The sequence below is a fragment of the Microbacterium sp. NPDC055502 genome (genome assembly GCF_053643635.1).
Genome location: NZ_JBSHKJ010000003.1, coordinates 75803 through 93133 on the forward strand (window position 1 = coordinate 75803; position 17331 = coordinate 93133).

At 69.6% G+C, this 17331-nt stretch carries 14 protein-coding genes; 12 read left to right on the top strand and 2 right to left on the bottom strand.

From position 1 onward, the window contains the following. Window positions 1-36: 36 nt before the first annotated feature. Genes ACWH95_RS16675 through ACWH95_RS16695 form a run of 5 tightly spaced genes read left to right on the top strand, consistent with a single transcriptional unit; the run spans window position 37 to window position 6417 of the window. Window positions 37-951 (top strand): ABC transporter permease, encoded by a 915-nt coding sequence (locus ACWH95_RS16675; RefSeq protein WP_136028587.1) that lies wholly within the window; start codon window positions 37-39, stop codon window positions 949-951. Then, on the top strand, window positions 948-2675 hold the full coding sequence (locus ACWH95_RS16680; protein ID WP_240744477.1) for an ABC transporter ATP-binding protein: 1728 nt from the start codon (window positions 948-950) through the stop codon (window positions 2673-2675). Before ACWH95_RS16675 ends, ACWH95_RS16680 begins: the two co-directional genes overlap by 4 nt. Window positions 2676-2717: 42 nt before the next feature. Beyond that, window positions 2718-3887: a glycoside hydrolase family 1 protein gene (locus ACWH95_RS16685; protein WP_136036524.1), complete on the top strand. Its 1170-nt coding sequence runs from the start codon at window positions 2718-2720 to the stop codon at window positions 3885-3887. Window positions 3888-3935: 48 nt separating this feature from the next. Beyond that, window positions 3936-5513, top strand: coding sequence for a methionine--tRNA ligase (gene metG, locus ACWH95_RS16690; RefSeq protein WP_136028589.1), 1578 nt, complete (start codon window positions 3936-3938; stop codon window positions 5511-5513). A 10-nt stretch (window positions 5514-5523) separates the two neighbouring features. Beyond that, window positions 5524-6417, top strand: coding sequence for a TatD family hydrolase (locus ACWH95_RS16695; RefSeq protein WP_454121045.1), 894 nt, complete (start codon window positions 5524-5526; stop codon window positions 6415-6417). On the opposite strand, the gene ACWH95_RS16700 is transcribed toward ACWH95_RS16695, so the two are convergent. Next, a complete protein-coding gene (locus ACWH95_RS16700; protein WP_378803902.1) occupies window positions 6396-7679 on the bottom strand; it encodes an MFS transporter in 1284 nt (427 codons plus the stop codon). The two genes, ACWH95_RS16695 and ACWH95_RS16700, sit on opposite strands and share 22 nt — an antisense overlap. Window positions 7680-7733: 54 nt before the next feature. Between ACWH95_RS16700 and rsmA the strand changes: the two genes are divergently transcribed. After that, window positions 7734-8582, top strand: coding sequence for a 16S rRNA (adenine(1518)-N(6)/adenine(1519)-N(6))-dimethyltransferase RsmA (gene rsmA / locus ACWH95_RS16705; RefSeq protein WP_247639070.1), 849 nt, complete (start codon window positions 7734-7736; stop codon window positions 8580-8582). An 84-nt stretch (window positions 8583-8666) separates the two neighbouring features. Here the strand turns inward: rsmA and ACWH95_RS16710 are convergent, their stop codons facing one another. Continuing rightward, window positions 8667-9488, bottom strand: a complete 822-nt coding sequence (locus ACWH95_RS16710) for a carbonic anhydrase (RefSeq protein WP_454121046.1) — start codon at window positions 9486-9488, stop codon at window positions 8667-8669. A 271-nt stretch (window positions 9489-9759) separates the two neighbouring features. Between ACWH95_RS16710 and mgrA the strand changes: the two genes are divergently transcribed. The 6 genes from mgrA to ACWH95_RS16740 all read left to right on the top strand — a co-directional run bounded on the left by mgrA (window position 9760) and on the right by ACWH95_RS16740 (window position 17246). Next, window positions 9760-10827 carry an L-glyceraldehyde 3-phosphate reductase gene (gene mgrA / locus ACWH95_RS16715; RefSeq protein WP_136036205.1) on the top strand — a complete coding sequence of 356 codons (1068 nt, stop codon included), beginning with the start codon at window positions 9760-9762 and terminating at the stop codon, window positions 10825-10827. 7 nt (window positions 10828-10834) lie between these two features. After that, complete coding sequence (locus tag ACWH95_RS16720) at window positions 10835-11767, top strand: 4-(cytidine 5'-diphospho)-2-C-methyl-D-erythritol kinase (RefSeq protein ID WP_247639067.1); 933 nt, start codon at window positions 10835-10837, stop codon at window positions 11765-11767. A gap of 118 nt (window positions 11768-11885) precedes the next feature. After that, entirely contained in the window at window positions 11886-12899 is a 1014-nt protein-coding gene (locus ACWH95_RS16725) for a LacI family DNA-binding transcriptional regulator (RefSeq protein WP_136028596.1), read from the top strand. A 257-nt stretch (window positions 12900-13156) separates the two neighbouring features. Beyond that, window positions 13157-14698: a multiple monosaccharide ABC transporter ATP-binding protein gene (mmsA, locus tag ACWH95_RS16730; RefSeq protein ID WP_136028601.1), complete on the top strand. Its 1542-nt coding sequence runs from the start codon at window positions 13157-13159 to the stop codon at window positions 14696-14698. Next, window positions 14695-16068 carry a multiple monosaccharide ABC transporter permease gene (gene mmsB, locus ACWH95_RS16735; protein WP_136028597.1) on the top strand — a complete coding sequence of 458 codons (1374 nt, stop codon included), beginning with the start codon at window positions 14695-14697 and terminating at the stop codon, window positions 16066-16068. Before mmsA ends, mmsB begins: the two co-directional genes overlap by 4 nt. Window positions 16069-16127: 59 nt before the next feature. Continuing rightward, window positions 16128-17246, top strand: a complete 1119-nt coding sequence (locus tag ACWH95_RS16740) for a substrate-binding domain-containing protein (RefSeq protein ID WP_136028598.1) — start codon at window positions 16128-16130, stop codon at window positions 17244-17246. Window positions 17247-17331 lie beyond the last annotated feature (85 nt).

Genomic DNA, 17331 nt, shown 5'->3' on the forward strand with positions numbered 1-17331 from the left:
CCGCCTGCACTGCGTGCTCGACCCGAGGACCAGACGATGACCTCCACCATGAACGTCAAGATCCCGGCCGATCGGATCGCTGCCCCCAGCCCGTGGCGCTCCTTCGGGCGCATGGTCGGCACCCTGTGGGCCAACGGCAAGGCACGGCTCGGGCTGTGCATCCTCGCCTTCTTCGTCCTGGTCGCGGTGTTCGCGCCGCTCCTCGCGCCGTACGGCCCGAAGGAGAACGGCTTCGAGCGCAACGCCGACGCGTCGTGGGAGCACTGGCTCGGCACGACCGCCGCGGGCGAGGACGTGCTCAGCCAGCTGATCTACGGTGCGCAGGTGAGTCTGCTGGTCGGCTTCGCCGCCGGCATCCTCTCCACGATCGTCGCGGTGCTGATCGGCCTGAGCTGGGGGTACATGCGCGGCTTCGCCGGCGAGGTCGTCGGGTTCATCGTGAACCTGTTCCTCGTGATCCCCGGCCTGCCGCTCATGATCGTGATCGCCGCGTACCTGCAGAACGGCGGCATCCTCATGATCATCGCCGTGATCGTGGTGACCGGATGGGCGTGGGGCGCGCGCGTGCTGCGCAGCCAGACCCAGTCGCTGCGCGGCAACGACTTCGTCACCTCGGCCCAGTTCTCCGGCGACAGCAGGGCCCGCATCGTGTTCCGCGAGATCCTCCCGAACATGACCTCGATCATCGCGGGGACCCTGTTCGGCGCGGCCACCGCGGCGATCCTGGCGGAGGCGGGCCTGGAGTTCCTCGGCCTCGGCGACTCCAGCATCGTCAGCTGGGGCACCATGCTCTACTGGGCGCAGAACTCCAACTCGCTGCTCACCGGGCAGTGGCTGCTGCTGTTCGCCCCCGGTCTGTGCATCGCCCTGTTGGCCCTCAGCCTCACACTCATCAACTTCGGCGTGGACGGCATCTCCAATCCGCGCCTGCGGGAAGGGAAGGGGCGATGAGCGCCATGACCGCGCACACCTCGGATAGCAACGCCGGAATCCTCCTCGACGTGCAGAACCTGTCCGTCGAGTACGCCTCCCCGGGGCAGCAGCCCGTGCAGGCCGTGCACGACGTGTCGTTCACGCTGCGACGCGGCGAGTTCGTCGGACTCGTCGGCGAGTCCGGGTCGGGCAAGTCCACGCTCGGGTTCGCGCTGACCCGGCTGCAGAAGCCCCCGGCGCGCATCAGCGGCGGTCGCATCCTGTTCGACGGGCGCGACATCCGCGAGCTCGACGCCGAGGGACTGCGCCGCCAGCGGCAGGGCGGCTTCGCGATGGTGCTGCAGTCGGGCATGAACGCGCTCAACCCCGTGCGCACGGTCGCAGGTCACTTCCGCGACATCTTCGCCGCGCACGGACATGTGCCCCGCGAGGCCCGTGAGGCCAGGGCCCGCGAGCTCGTGGGCAAGGTCGGACTGAAGCCCGAGGTGCTCGACCGCTACCCCGGGGAGCTCTCGGGCGGCATGCGGCAGCGCGCCTCGATCGCCCTCGCGCTGTCGCTGGAGCCGCAGCTCATGGTGTTCGACGAGCCGACCACGGCCCTCGACGTGCTCGTGCAGCATGCGGTGATGGACACGATCCAGGAGCTGCAGCGGTCGGAGCGGTTCACGGCGATCCTCATCAGCCACGACCTCGGCATCGTGCTCGAGGCCACCGACCGGGTCATGGTGATGCACGAGGGCCGCATCGTGGAGGACGCCCCGAGCCACGACATCCTGCACCGTCCGCAGGACGAGTACACGCGCATGCTGCTGAGCCACTACGCCGACCCCCGGGCGGAGAAGATCGAGATCCCCGGGTTCCTCGATGTGGGCACCCGCCGCCGCGAGGGCCGCAGCCGCACCGACGTCACCGAGACCCTGCCGACCGTGTCTGCGCGCGACACCCGGCGCGCGGACGCCGCGATCGTGGTGGACGGCGTCACCAAGCGGTACCCGGCGCCGCGGCGCGGGCAGGAGCCGGTGGTCGCGGTCGACGACGTGTCCTTCCGGCTGGAGCCGGGGGAGGCCCTCGCGCTGGTCGGCGCCTCGGGGTCGGGCAAGTCGACGATCGCGAAGATGCTCACCGGCGTCGAGAAGCCCACCGCCGGCACGATCCGCTTCGGCGACACCGACGTCGCCGCACTGAAGCGCCGGGGCCTGCGCGACCTCCGCAAGGACGTGCAGATGGTGTTCCAGGACCCGTATGCGGCCCTGAACCCGCTGCACACGGTCGAGTATGCGCTGTCCCGCCCGATCCGCAACTACACGACGCTGCGCGGCACCGAGGCGCGGGCGCGCGTGCTCGAACTGCTGGAGACCGTCGGCCTCACGCCCGTCGAGCAGTTCGCGGCCAAGCTGCCGCACCAGCTCTCCGGCGGACAGCGGCAGCGTGTCGTGATCGCCCGTGCGCTCGCGAGCGACCCGCAGGTGCTGATCGCCGACGAGCCCGTGTCGATGCTCGACGTGTCGCTGCGTGCCGGCGTGCTCGCGCTGCTGGAGGACCTGCGTGAGCGCTGGGGCATCAGCATGCTCTACATCACGCACGACCTGCTGAGCGCGCGCCTGGTCACCGAGAACATCCTGGTGCTCAACGGCGGACGGGTCGTGGAGCGCGGCGAGACCTCGCACGTGCTCCAGCACCCCGAGGACCCGTACACGGTCGAGCTGCTCGACGCCGTGCCCAACCCCTCCCGCGCGCGCTGAACCGCGCCGGGAGATCTGCAAGAAAGAGAGAGGAGCGCATCCGTGCTCGCATTCCCCGACGGCTTCCTCTGGGGCGCCGCGACCGCCGCCCATCAGGTGGAGGGCAACAACACCACGAGCAACTGGTGGGCGATGGAGCACGCCCCCGACTCGCCCATGGTCGAGCCCTCCGGCGACGCCGCCGACCACTTCCACCGCTACCCGGAGGACATGCGGCTGCTGGCCGAGGCGGGGCTGAACTCCTACCGCTTCTCGGTCGAGTGGGCGCGGATCGAGCCGGAGCGCGGCTTCGTGTCACGGGCGATGCTCGACCACTACCGCCGCATGATCGACACCGCACGGGAGCACGGGCTCGACCCGACGGTCACCCTCATGCACTTCACGGTGCCGCAGTGGTTTCAGCGCGACGGCTTCTGGCGCGCGGGCGACGCGGTCGACCTGTTCTCGCGCTACGTGGAGACCGTGCTGCCCATCCTCGACGGCGTGCGCTACGTGTGTACGATCAACGAGCCCAACATCGCCGCGATGCTGGCCGGGGGAGAGGACGCGGCCAACCTCGTCGCCTACGGCCTGCCCAATCCCGACCTCGCCGTGGCGGACACGCTGCTGGCCGCGCACCGCCGGGCCTCCGAACTCGTGCACACCGTGCCGGGCGCGCAGGCGGGGTGGACCATCGCGACCCAGGCCTTCCACTCGACGGGCGAGCCGGGCGCCGACGAGATGCTGGCGGCCTACGGCGACCCGCGCGACCACTGGTACCTGGAGCAGTCGGCCGGTGACGACTTCGTGGGCGTGCAGGCGTACACGCGCACGTTCATCGGTCCGGAGGGACCGCGGCCGGTCGCCGACGACGTGGAGACGACGCTGACCGGGTGGGAGTTCTACCCGCCCGCGCTCGAGCTGGGGGTGCGCAGCGCGTGGCAGCGCAGTGGCGGGGTGCCGGTGATCGTGACCGAGAACGGCATCGCCACGGCCGACGACACCCGCCGCATCGCCTACACGCAGGGCGCACTGGAGGGCCTGCACCGCGCGATCGCGGACGGCATCGAGGTGCGCGGGTATCAGCACTGGAGCGCGCTGGACAACTACGAGTGGGCGAGCGGCTTCCGGCCGACCTTCGGGCTGATCGGGTTCGACCACGAGACGTTCGAGCGGTTCCCGAAGCCGTCGCTGGCGTGGCTGGGCGAGGTCGCGCGACGCAACGCGCTCTGAGCGCGCACCGGCGTAACCTGCGGCATGGGGGCACCTAGAATTGTCCCCATGCCCGCAGGCGAATCCTTCTACATCACCACGCCCATCTACTACCCGTCGGACGTGCCCCACATCGGCCACGGGTACACGACGGTGGCGGTCGACACGCTCGCGCGGTGGCACCGCCAGGCGGGGGATGACACCTGGATGCTCACGGGCACCGACGAGCACGGGCAGAAGATGCTGCGGGCGGCGGCGGCCAACGGCGTGACGCCGCAGGAGTGGGTGGACAAGCTGGTCAGCGAGAGCTGGTTCCCGCTGTTGACGACCCTCGATGTCGCCAACGACGACTTCATCCGCACGACGCAGGAGCGCCACGAGACCAACGTGCAGACGTTCTTCCAGCGCCTGTACGACCGCGGCTACATCTACGCGGGCGAGTACGAGGCGCTCTACTGCGTGGGCTGCGAGGAGTTCAAGCCGGAGTCCGAGATCGTCGACGGCACCGGTCCCTTCGAGGGGCTGAAGGTGTGTGCGATCCACTCCAAGCCGCTGGAGCTGCTGCAGGAGAAGAACTACTTCTTCAAGCTGAGCGAGTTCCAGGACCGGCTGCTCGAGCTGTACAAGACCGAGCCCGACTTCGTGCGGCCGGACTCGGCGCGCAACGAGGTCGTGTCGTTCGTGAGCCAGGGGCTGAAGGATCTGTCGATCTCGCGCTCCACGTTCGACTGGGGCATCCCGCTGCCGTGGGACGAGTCGCACGTGATCTACGTGTGGGTCGACGCGCTGCTCAACTACGCCACCGCCGTGGGCTACGGCTCCGACGAGGAGACGTTCGCGCGCCGCTGGCCCGCGTACCACGTGGTCGGCAAGGACATCCTGCGCTTCCACGCGGTGATCTGGCCCGCGCTGCTGATGGCGGCGGGGCTCGACGTTCCCAAGGGCGTGTTCGCGCACGGCTGGCTGCTGGTCGGCGGCGAGAAGATGTCGAAGTCGAAGCTGACCGGCATCGCGCCGACCGAGATCACCGACGTGTTCGGCTCCGACGCCTACCGCTTCTACTTCCTGTCGGCGATCGCGTTCGGCCAGGACGGCTCGTTCTCCTGGGAGGACCTGTCCGCCCGCTACCAGGCCGAGCTCGCGAACGGCTTCGGCAACCTCGCCTCCCGCACGACCGCGATGATCGAGAAGTACTTCGAGGGCATCGTCCCGCCGGCGGCCGAGTACACCGAGGCGGACCTCGCGATCCAGAAGATCGTCGCCGACGCCGCGACGAAGGCGGATGCCGCGATCGGCCAGTTCCGCATCGACGAGGCGATCTCCGCGATCTGGACCATCGTCGACGCGCTCAACGGCTACATCACCGAGAACGAGCCGTGGGCGCTGGCCCGCGACGACGAGAAGCGCGAGCGTCTGGGCACGGTGCTGTACACGTGTGCCGAGGGCCTGCGGGCCCTGGCGGTGCTGTTGTCGCCGGTGATGCCGCAGTCCACCGAGAAGCTGTGGATCGCACTGGGCGCCGCCGAGACGCTGGGTCGTCTGCAGGACCAGCCGATCCGTGAGGCGGGGGCGTGGGGCGTGCTGAAGCCGGGCACGAGCGTCAACGGCCTCGCGCCGCTGTTCCCGCGCGTGGAGTCGACGGCCTGACCGACACCCCATGACCGAGACGTACGTGCAGCGCCGAGACGGCGACGGGCGCAAAGACCTGCGGTATCCCGCAGCCCCTGAGCCCCTCGCCGTCCCGGTGTACGACAACCACGCGCACCTGGAGATCATGGACGGCGACGAGCCGTTGAGCCTGACGGAGCAGCTCGACCGCGCCGAGGCCGTGGGCATCGCCGGAGTCGTGCAGGCATCGGGCGACATCGAGTCGTCGCGCTGGGCGGTCGAGGCGGCGGCTTCGGACCGGCGCGTGCTCGCCGCGGTGGCGATCCACCCGAACGACGCGCCGACCTATGCCGAGCAGGGCCGTCGCGGCGGTGCCGGTCTCGACGAGGCCCTCGCGGTGATCGACGAGCTGGCGGCGCATCCGCGCACTCGCGCGATCGGCGAGACCGGGCTCGACTTCTTCCGCACCGAGCCGGAGCGCCGCGGGCCGCAGTTCGAGTCGTTCGAGGCGCACATCGCGCTCGCGAAGAAGCACGGCATCGCGATGCAGATCCACGACCGCGACGCGCACGACGCGGTGCTGGAGACCCTGTCGCGTGTGGGCGCTCCCGATCGCACGGTGTTCCACTGCTTCTCCGGCGACGCCGCGATGGCCCGGGTGTGCGCCGACGCGGGCTACCACCTGTCGTTCGCGGGCAACGTCACGTTCAAGAACGCGCAGAACCTGCGCGACGCGCTGAAGGTCACGCCGCTCGACCGACTTCTGGTGGAGACCGACGCCCCGTTCCTCACGCCGACGCCGCTGCGGGGACGCCCGAACGCGCCCTACCTCGTGCCGATCACGGTCCGCTTCCTGGCCGCCGAGCTCGGCATCGGCGTCGACGAGCTGTCCGCGCAGCTCGCCGAGAACACCCTGCGGGTCTACGGCTCGTTCACCGACTGAGCATCCACGTCGTCCGGGCCGGTCTGGGCGACCGGTCTCGCGCTCACGATCTGCGAGATCGGCCTCCACACCAGCAGCAGCGTGATCGCTGCGCCGCCGAACGCGAACCACCACGGTGCGGTGAGCCCCCACAGCTGGGCGATCACTCCGCCGAGCGCCTGGCCGACGATCATGCCCCCGAACACCCCGACCATGTTGACCGAGGCGACGCGTCCCTGCAGCTCGGCGGGCACGAGGCGCTGCCGGACAGTCGTGGAGATCGTGCCCCACACGAAGGCGTACGCGCCGAAGAAGAACATGATGATCAGCGCCACCCAGCCGGCGGTGGTGAGCGCGAACGCCAGGTGCATCAGCACCTCCAGCGAGAGCACGATGCGCATGAGGGTCGCGAACGACACGTGCCGTTCGAGCCACCCGAAGCTGAACGTCGCGAGGATGCCGCCGGCCGCGGACGCCGTGGTGAGGGCGCCGTACCCCACCGGGCCCATCTGCAGGTGCTCGGTCGCGTACAGCACGAGCACGCCCCACGGCGCCGCCCACGTGACGTTGAAGACGAGGATGATGATCACCAGCATGCGCACGGGCGGGTTGCGCCACAGCCAGCGCAGCCCCTCCGCGATGTCGGTGTGCACGGGCGGGTGCGCGGCGGCGTCCGCCCGGGGTGGCACGGGCGTGCGGGCCATGCGGGAGATCAGCACGACCGCGAGGCTGACGCACAGCACCTCGACCAGGAACGGCCAGGCGTGCCCCGCGGCGAACAGGAACGCCCCGAGGGGAGGACCGGCGAACTGGTTGGCCACGAGGTAGCCGGCCTGGAGCCGGGCGTTCCCGAGGCCGAGGTCGTCCGGCTTCACGATCATCGGCAGCAGCGTGCTGCTCGCGGTGTCGACGAACACCTCGGCCGAGCCGTACAGGAAGGCCACCGCGAGCACGATGCCGATGTTCGCGGTGCCCGTCACGAGGAACACGCACAGCGCCGCGAGCACGACCGCCCGCGCGGCGTTCGCGATCATCACCAGGCGCCGACGGTCGAAGCGGTCGGCGATGGCCCCCGCGTGCAGGCCGAACAGCAGCCAGGGCAAGAACTGGAGGACGGCGCCGGAGGCGACGAGGATCGGCGACGAGGTCATCGAGGCGATGAGCAGGGGAGCGGCGGCCAGCGCCACGCCGTCGCCGATGTTGCTCGTCCACGACGACGCGAGCAGCCAGCGGAAGTCCCTGCCCATGCGCCGCGGAGCGATCAGTTCACCGAGGGAGGGCATCCCCGCAGGATAGCGAGTGCCGGGGACGGTCGGGCTTTCGGCGAGAATGGACGCATGACCGTCACCCTGCTCGGAGCCGCCGAGATCCGCCGACTGGCCGCCGAGCTCGATGTCACCCCCACCAAGAAGCTGGGCCAGAACTTCGTCACCGACGCGAACACGGTCCGCAAGATCGTGCAGGCCGCGCGCGTGCAGCCGGGCGAGCGCGTGGTCGAGGTGGGGCCCGGCCTGGGTTCGCTGACGCTCGCGATCCTGGAGACCGGGGCCGCCGTCACCGCCGTGGAGATCGATCACCGCCTCGCCGCCCGCCTGCCGCAGACCGCCGCCGAGCACGGCGTGCCCGAGGGGGCGCTCACGGTGGTCGATGCCGACGCGCTGCGGGTGGCCGAGCTGCCCGGCGAGCCGACCGTCCTGGTCGCGAACCTGCCGTACAACGTGTCGGTGCCGGTGCTGCTGCACTTCCTCGAGACCTTCCCCTATCTGCAGCGGGGCGTCGTGATGGTGCAGGCCGAGGTGGCCGAGCGCCTGGCGGCGAAGCCGGGGTCGAAGATCTACGGCTCGCCGAGCGTGAAGGCCGCGTGGTACGGCGAGTGGCGGCTCACCGGCACGGTGTCGCGGCAGGTGTTCTGGCCCGTTCCGAACGTCGACAGCCTGCTCGTCGGCTTCGATCGGTCGGAGGGCGAGCGCGGTTCCGAGGCCGAGCGTCGCCGCACCTTCGAGATCGTCGATGCCGCGTTCAACCAGCGCCGCAAGATGCTCCGCCAGGCGCTGTCCGGCGTCTTCGGCAGCTCGGCCGCTGCGACCGAGGTGCTGACGGCCGCCGGCGTGGCCCCGACCGCCCGCGGCGAGGACCTCACGGTCGACGACTACCAGCGCATCGCGCAGCAGGCACCGGCTGCCTGAGGCTCTACCCGCCGCTCCCGCCCCGCCGCCGGGCTCCCGCCGTCGCAGCGGGAGCCCGGCGGAGGTGCGGGCAGGACGCGGAGCTCAGACCCCCGAAGGGATCTCCGTGAGCGTGCGGTCGTGCAGGGGCTGCACGGGTCGGTGGTTGTCGGGGTAGACGTCGGTGAACGCGGCGAGCTCCTCCGCCGACACCGTCACCGGGGTGAGGTAGACGTTCCAGCGCACGTCCTCGGTGCACGGCGGCGTGGTGAGCGAGCCGTCGTACTGCACGCTCATGCCGTCCGCCGGGATGAGCGCGCTCGGGTCGATCTCGTGGCTCAGCGGCGTGCCCTTCTCGCTCACGGTGGTGGTGATCGACGAGAAGAACTCGTCAAGTGCCGTGCTGGCCGGCCCAGCCTGCAGCATCACGCCGAGCACGAGCATCGAGCCGTCCTCGGCCTTGTGCACCAGGTGCAGCTCGGCGGGAGCCGTGCGTCCGTCGATCGTGTGCTCGCTGCTCGCGTGCAGGTGGAACTGCTGCAGCTCGTACGTCTTGCCGTTCACCTCGATCGAGTTGGACGTCGGGTCCTCCGGGATCGCCTCGATGGTGTGGCCGTTGTTCTCGATGTCGAACGCGGCGGGGGCGTAGTGCGTCACGACCTTCTGCGCGGCGGTCCCCATCTGCACCGTCGAGGTGTCGATGGCGATGGGGGACTCGTGGGAGCTGTCGACGTTCTCGCACGCGGCGCCGAACTTCCCCCAGTGCTCGGGGCCGTTGGACCCGCGGTACGACCACTCGGCGTCCGCGGAGGCGCCGGGCGAGGGCGACGCAGACGCGGCGGGGGTCGTGGCGGCGGGTGCGCAGCCGGCGAGAGCGCCGATCGCGAGGGCCGCGGTGGACAGAGCGAGAGCGGGGCGGATCTTCATGTTGTTTCCTTCGGAGTGTGCGGCGCGCGCTGCAGGCACAGCGGATCGCCGCGCACCACACCGCGACGCCATCGGGACGATGCCCTGGCGGACTGCGTGATCACCCGGACGGCCAGTTGTCACTGCCCCGCGGCGTCCGAGCGGCACGAGTGTAGGCGACGAAACCCGGAGTTGCCCGTGGTCCCGCACCGCCCGTCGTCCCCGCCTACCAGCGCATCGAGCGCCACGCAACGGCGATCCCGGATCCCACACCGCCCGGTAATCTGGCACCGTGACCGACTCCCCGCGCTTCCGTCCCGATGTCCCCGAGCTCCACCGCCCGTACGCCGCCGACGAGGGCCGCTACGGACGGTTCGCCTACCGTCAGGTCGGGTCGTCCGGCCTCTACCTGCCGCCGATCTCGCTCGGGCTGTGGTGGAACTTCGGCGACAACATCCCGCTCGACAACCAGCGCGCGCTGCTGCGTCACGCGTTCGACGGCGGTATCACGCACTTCGATCTCGCGAACAACTACGGCCCGCCCTACGGCTCCGCCGAGAAGAACTTCGGTCGCATCTTCGCGGAGGACTTCCGGCCCTACCGCGACGAGCTCATCATCTCGTCGAAGGCCGGCTGGGACATGTGGCCGGGCCCGTACGGCGACTACGCGAGCCGCAAGTACATCCTCGCCAGCGCCGAGCAGTCGCTCACGCGCATGGGCCTGGACTACGTCGACATCTTCTACTCGCACCGCGTCGATCCGGTCACCCCGATCGAGGAGACCGTGGGCGCGCTCGACACGCTCGTGCGGCAGGGCAAGGCCCTCTACGTGGGCATCTCGTCGTACAGCGCCGAGCGCACGGCCGAGGCGGTCGCCGTGGCGAAGGATCTCGGCACCCCGCTGGTCATCCACCAGCCCGCGTACTCCATCCTGAACCGGTGGATCGAGGACGGCCTCACGACGACGCTCGAGGAGTCGGGTCTCGGGGCCATCGCGTTCACGCCGCTCGCGCAGGGACTGCTCACCGACAAGTACCTGGGCGACGGCACCGCCGACCGGGCGCAGCAGCGCGGCTCGCTCCCGAAGGGCAAGCTCACCGACGAGGCCGTGCAGACGCTGCGGGCGCTGAACGACGTGGCGAAGGGCCGCGGACAGTCGCTCGCCCAGCTGGCGCTGCAGTGGACGCTGCGCACCCCGGTGGTCGCCTCGGCCCTGATCGGGGCGTCCCGGCCCGAGCAGCTCGACGAGAACCTCGCCGCGCTCGACGGGCCCGAGTTCACCGCGGAGGAGCTCGCCCGCATCGACGAGCTGTCCGGGGGGATCGACGTGAACCTCTGGGCCACCTCCTCGGATCTGTGACCCGGTCATGAGCCTCGCCTCGGCCGCCGGATCCGTGCACGTGCGCGCGCCGGGGAAGATCAACGTCTATCTGGGGGTCGGTGGCCGCCACGACGACGGCTACCACGCCCTCGCGACGGTGTTCCAGGCGGTGTCGCTGTACGAAGACGTGATCGCGCGACGGGCGGACGACTTCTCGATCACGGTGTCCGGGGTCGAGGACGACGGCTCCGTGCCGCTCGACGACCGCAACCTGGCGATGCGCGCGGCGAAGCTGCTCGCCACGGCCACCGAGCACACCGGCGGGGTGGCGCTCGAGGTGCGCAAGAGCGTTCCGGTCGCTGGCGGCATGGGGGGCGGATCGGCCGACGCCGCCGCGGCCCTGGTCGCGTGCGATGCGCTGTGGGGGACCGGTCTGTCGCCCGCGCGTCTGCACGACCTGGCGGCGCGGCTCGGCGCCGACGTCCCGTTCGCCCTGCACGGCGGCACGGCGGTGGGCACGGGGCGCGGTGATCAGCTGAACCCCGCGCTCGCGCGTGGCCGCTTCGACTGGCTGCTGGTGACGAGCGAGCAGGGCCTGTCGACCCCGGTGGTGTACGAGCGGCTCGACCTGCTGCGCGAGGAGGAGGGTGCGCTCGCCGATGACCCGCCGCTGTCGCTCGACGTGCCGATCCCGGTGCTCCAGGCGCTGCGCACCGGAGACCCGCGGCAGCTCGCCGATGCGCTGCACAACGACCTGCAGACGGCGGCGCTGCACGAGCGGCCCGACCTGGGTGACACGATCGACCGCGGGATCGCGGCGGGTGCCCTGCACGGGATCGTCTCGGGCTCCGGTCCCACGGTCGCGCTGCTGTGCCCCGATCCCGAGACCGCGCAGGACGTGCAGACCCGGCTGCGGGACGAGGGGTTGGACCCGCTGCACGTGCACGGGCCGGTGCCCGGCGCCCGCATCCTCGGCTGAGGTCTCCCGCCGCGACGTCCTCCGGCCCACCGGTCCGTGACGCCTTCGGGATGCACGGCGCGGTCGTGGCAGACATAATGAAGTGACGATGTGACCGTGCACACGCGAGGAGGCAGTGATGTCCACGTCCTCCGAGCGTGCCCGCCTGCCGAGCATCCGCGACGTCGCCCGGCTCGCGGGGGTGTCGCACCAGACGGTGTCCCGCGTGCTGAACGATCACCCCAGCATCCGGCCGGAGACCAAGGCGAAGGTGCTCGACGCGATCGCCGTGCTGGACTACCGGCCGAACCTCGCGGCGCGCGCGCTGGTGACGAGCAAGTCGAACATGCTGGGCATCCTGTCCGCCACGATCGGCGAGTTCGGCCCCACCTCGTCCATCGCCGGGATCGAGGATGCGGCGCGCGAGGAGGGCTACTCGGTCTCCACGCTCAACCTCCCCTCGACCACGCCGGAGGCCATCGGCAACGCGGTGCGCCAGCTCGAGCGGGAGCAGGTCGACGGGATCGTGGTGCTCGCGCCACAGGTGCGCGTGTTCCATGTCTTGCGCGGCATGTCCGGCGCGATGCCCTTCGTCACTCTGCAGACGGCGTCGGGCTCGGACGGCGTGAGCCTGTCGGCCGATCAGGTCGCCGGTGCCAAAGCCGCGACGGAGCACCTCATCTCGCTCGGGCACAGCGACATCCTGCACCTGGCCGGACCGCAGGACTGGATCGAGGCGGAGTCGCGCATGCGGGGCTACCTCGACGCGCTGCGCGATGCCGATCTGCCCACGTTCCCGCCCATCCGCGGGGACTGGACGGCGGACTTCGGCTACTTCGCGGGCAAGGAGCTGTCGCACCGCCGCGACTTCACGGCGGTGTTCGCGGCGAACGACCTGATGGCGATCGGACTGCTGCACGGCTTCCGCGACGCCGGGGTGCGGGTGCCGCATGACGTGAGCGTGATCGGCTTCGACGACATCCCGGTCGCGGCCCACGTGGCACCGACGCTGAGCACCGTGCACCAGGACTTCCCGGAGCTGGGCCGCCGCGCGGTGCGCATCCTGCTGGCGCAGATCCGCGGTGAGGATCCGCCCGCGTTCGGGGCGCTGCAGACGCTGCTGCGGGCTCGCGAGTCGGCCGCCGCCCGCTGAGCCGATCCGGCGCGTTCGGGGCATTCGATTCCCGCGGGCCGCGCCCCTCCACGGATCGAATCCTTTCGATCCGCCGCGCCGCCGGGATGCCCGTGTTCCTGCGGATCGCGAGGAGATCACGGTCGCGACACGGAATGCCCGCGCCGACTTGACACCGCTCCCGCGGGAGACGACGATGTATCGATGTGAACGGTCACATCGAAGGTGACCGCACGTCGCGAGGAAGATCCGTGAGCACCACTGCAACGTTGCCGACCGTGTCAGGCCCGATCCTGGAGATGCGCAGCATCACCAAGGAGTTTCCGGGGGTCAAGGCGCTCGCCGACGTCTCGATCACCGTCCGCGCCGGCGAGATCCACGCGATCTGCGGCGAGAACGGCGCCGGGAAGTCGACGCTGATGAAGGTCCTCTCCGGGGTGTACCCGTACGGCAGCTACGACGGGGAGATCCTGCTGTACGGCGAGGAGCAGCGCTTCAAGGACATCGCCGCGAGCGAGCAGGCGGGCATCGTCATCATCCACCAGGAGCTGGCGCTCATCCCCGAGCTGTCCGTCACCGAGAACATCTTCCTCGGCAACGAGATCCGCCGCTTCGGCCGCATCGACTGGCAGGCGCAGAAGGAGCGCACGATCGAGCTGCTCGCCCGCGTCGGGCTGAGCGAAGACCCCGACGTGCCGATCAAGACCCTCGGTGTCGGCAAGCAGCAGCTCATCGAGATCGCCAAGGCCCTCAACAAGGACGTCAAGCTCCTGATCCTCGACGAGCCGACCGCGGCCCTGAACGAGAACGACTCCCAGCACCTGCTCGACCTGATCCTGGGGCTCAAGGCCAAGGGCATCGCGTCGATCATGATCAGCCACAAGCTCAACGAGATCGAGCAGATCGCCGACGAGATCACGATCATCCGCGACGGCCGCACGGTCGAGACGCTCGACATCTCCCGCGGCGAGATCAATGAGGACCGCATCATCCGCGGCATGGTCGGCCGGTCGCTGGAGAGCCGCTACCCCGACCGCACGCCCGAGATCGGCGAGGTGTTCTTCGAGGTCAGGGACTGGTGGGTGCAGCACCCGACGGTGCCGGAGCGCATGGTCGTGAAGGGCTCGAACCTGAACGTGCGGCGCGGCGAGGTCGTCGGCATCGCCGGGCTCATGGGCGCGGGGCGCACCGAGCTCGCCATGAGCATCTTCGGTCGCTCCTATGGCACCTACCTCTCCGGCACGCTCGTGAAGGACGGGCAGGAGATCGAACTGCCCGATGTCGCTGCGGCCATCAAACACGGCCTCGCCTACGTGAGCGAGGACCGCAAGGTGCTGGGGCTCAACCTGCTCGACACCATCAAGCGGTCGATCGTGGCGGCGAAGCTGTCGAAGATCGCGCACAACGGGGTGGTCGACGCGCGCGAGGAGTTCGCGGTCGCCGAACGCTACCGCAAGGCGCTGCGCATCAAGACCCCCTCGGTGGAGGAGGGCGTCGGCAAGCTGTCGGGCGGCAACCAGCAGAAGGTCGTCCTCGCGAAGTGGATGTTCACCGACCCCGACCTGCTGATCCTCGACGAGCCGACCCGCGGCATCGACGTCGGCGCGAAGTACGAGATCTACGCGATCATCAACGAGCTCGCCGCCCAGGGCAAGGGCGTGATCGTGATCTCCAGCGAGCTGCCCGAGCTTCTCGGCATCTCCGACCGCATCTACACCGTGTTCGAAGGCCGGGTCACCGACTGCATCCCGGCCGACCAGGCGACCCCCGAGGACCTCATGCGCAGCATGACCTCCGCGACCCAGAAAGCATCCGCATGACCACCGACTCGACCACCGCGAAGCGCGGCTTCCACTTCAAGGACATCACGAAGATGTTCGGCGGCGGCGGCACCTCCACGCTGCGCCAGTTCGGCATCCTCGGCAGCCTCGTCGTCATCCTCGTCGTCTTCCAGGTGCTGACGTGGATCGTGAAGGGCACCGGACTCACGCTGTCGTCCGGGAACCTCATCAACGTCGTCAACCAGTACTCGTACATCCTGATCCTGGCGATCGGCATGGTGATGGTCATCATCATGGGGCACATCGACCTCTCGGTCGGCTCGGTCGCCGCGTTCACGGGCATCGTGGTGGCGAAGGCCATGCAGGACTGGAACCTTCCCTGGCCGCTCGGCATCCTGCTGGGACTGGGGGTCGGTGTGCTCGTGGGAGCCTGGCAGGGCTTTTGGGTCGCCTATGTGGGAGTGCCGGCGTTCATCGTGACCCTGGCCGGCATGCTGTTCTTCCGCGGGGCGAACCAGTGGGTCGGAGACTCGCAGTCCGTGCCCGTTCCGGAGGGCTTCAAGATCATCGGCGCGGGGTACCTGCCGGAGATCGCACTGCCGCTGCCGTTCAACATCCCGACCATGCTGCTGGCGCTCGCCGGCGTGGCGTGGATCGTGTTCTGGGAGATCCGTACGCGTCGCGTGCAGCGCAAGATGGGCTCCGACATGGCGCCGCTGTGGGTCAGCGTCACCAAGGTCGTGCTGATCTCGGCGGTCATCCTCATCGCGGGCTGGCTGTTCGCCACCGGCCGTGAGGGCACCAGCTTCCCGATCTCGGGCGTCATCCTGCTCGCCCTGGTCATCCTGTACTCGTTCATCACGAACAACACCGTGTTCGGCCGGCACATCTACGCGGTCGGCGGCAACCGGCAGGCGGCGCGCCTGTCGGGCGTGAAGGACCGCTGGGTCGACTTCTTCGTGATGATGAACATGTCGGTCCTGGCCTCGCTCGCCGGCATGATCTACGTCGCGAGGGCGACCGCGTCCGGTCCCCAGGACGGCAACGGCTGGGAGCTCGACGCGATCGCCTCGGTCTTCATCGGCGGTGCGGCCGTCTCGGGCGGCATCGGCACCGTGATCGGGTCGATCATCGGTGGTCTCGTGATGGCGTTCCTCAACAACGGCCTCGCCCTGCTCGGCGCCGGCGCCGACGTCGTGTCGATGATCAAGGGCCTCGTGCTGCTGTTCGCGGTCGGCATCGACGTGTGGAACAAGCAGCAGGGACGCCCCTCGATCACCGGCTTCCTCACGCGTCGCTTCGGCCGCAAGCAGGACCCGGCCACCGACACCTTCGATCCGACGAAGACGAACTACCCCACCAGCCAGAAGTACGAAGCCCCCGCCGTCGAGGAGACGCGCGGAAAGTAAGGGCCGCGTCGCGCAGCGCACGCGCGACGAGACCTGCACACACCAGAGAAAGAGATCACATGAAGAAGATTCTTCTGTCGGCGACAGCGCTTGTCGTCGCGGGCGCATTCGCCCTCACCGGCTGCTCCTCGGAGCGCGGCGGTGACACGGGATCGGGTTCCGGCGATGAGGCCACGAAGGGCTTCGCCGCCGACGCCACGATCGGTGTCGCCCTCCCGGACAAGACCTCGGAGAACTGGGTCCTGGCCGGTGACCTGTTCAAGACCGGTCTCGAGAAGGCGGGATTCAAGGCCGACGTGCAGTACGCGCCGGCCAGCAACACGGTCGCCGAGCAGCAGAACCAGATCCAGGCGCTCGTCACGGGTGGTGCCAAGGTCATCATCATCGGCGCGAAGGACGGCAAGCAGCTCACGACCCAGGTCGAGGCCGCGCGCGACGCCGGTGTCGCCGTCATCGCGTACGACCGCCTGATTGAGAACACCGACGCGGTGGACTACTACGTCGCGTTCGACAACTTCGAGGTCGGCAAGCTCCAGGGCCAGGCGCTCCTCGACGGTCTCGCCGAGCGCGCGGGCCACGAGGCGCCGTACAACATCGAGCTGTTCTCGGGTTCGCCGGACGACGCCAACTCCGCCGTGTTCTTCAACGGCGCGATGGAGGTGCTGCAGCCGAAGATCGACGACGGCACGCTGAACGTCGTCTCCGGGCAGACCGAGATCTCTCAGACGGCGACCGAGGGCTGGAAGCCGGAGAACGCCCAGCGCCGCATGGACTCGATCCTCACGTCCAGCTACGGCTCGGAGACGCTCGACGGCGTCCTGTCCCCGAACGACACGCTCGCGCGCGCCATCATCACCTCGGCGCAGCAGGCCGGCAAGCCCGTCCCGGTCGTCACGGGTCAGGACTCCGAGGTCGAGTCGGTGAAGTCGATCATGGAGGGCGTCCAGTACTCCACGATCAACAAGGACACCACGCTGCTCGTGGAGCAGGCCATCAAGATGGTCGGCCAGCTGCAGAAGGGCGAGGAGGTCGACGTCAACGACACCGACCAGTACGACAACGGCAAGAAGGTCGTTCCGGCCTACCTGCTCCCGCCGGTCATCGTGACCAAGGAGAACGCGGCCGAGGCGTACGCCAACGTGCCGAGCCTCCTCGAGATCGTGAAGTCGTACCAGTAACACGATTCGCACCGCGCACGAGCCGTCCGTCCCTTCCGGGGCGGGCGGCTCGTCCGCATGGGGGCCCGTGTCTGTCCGGCGCCTG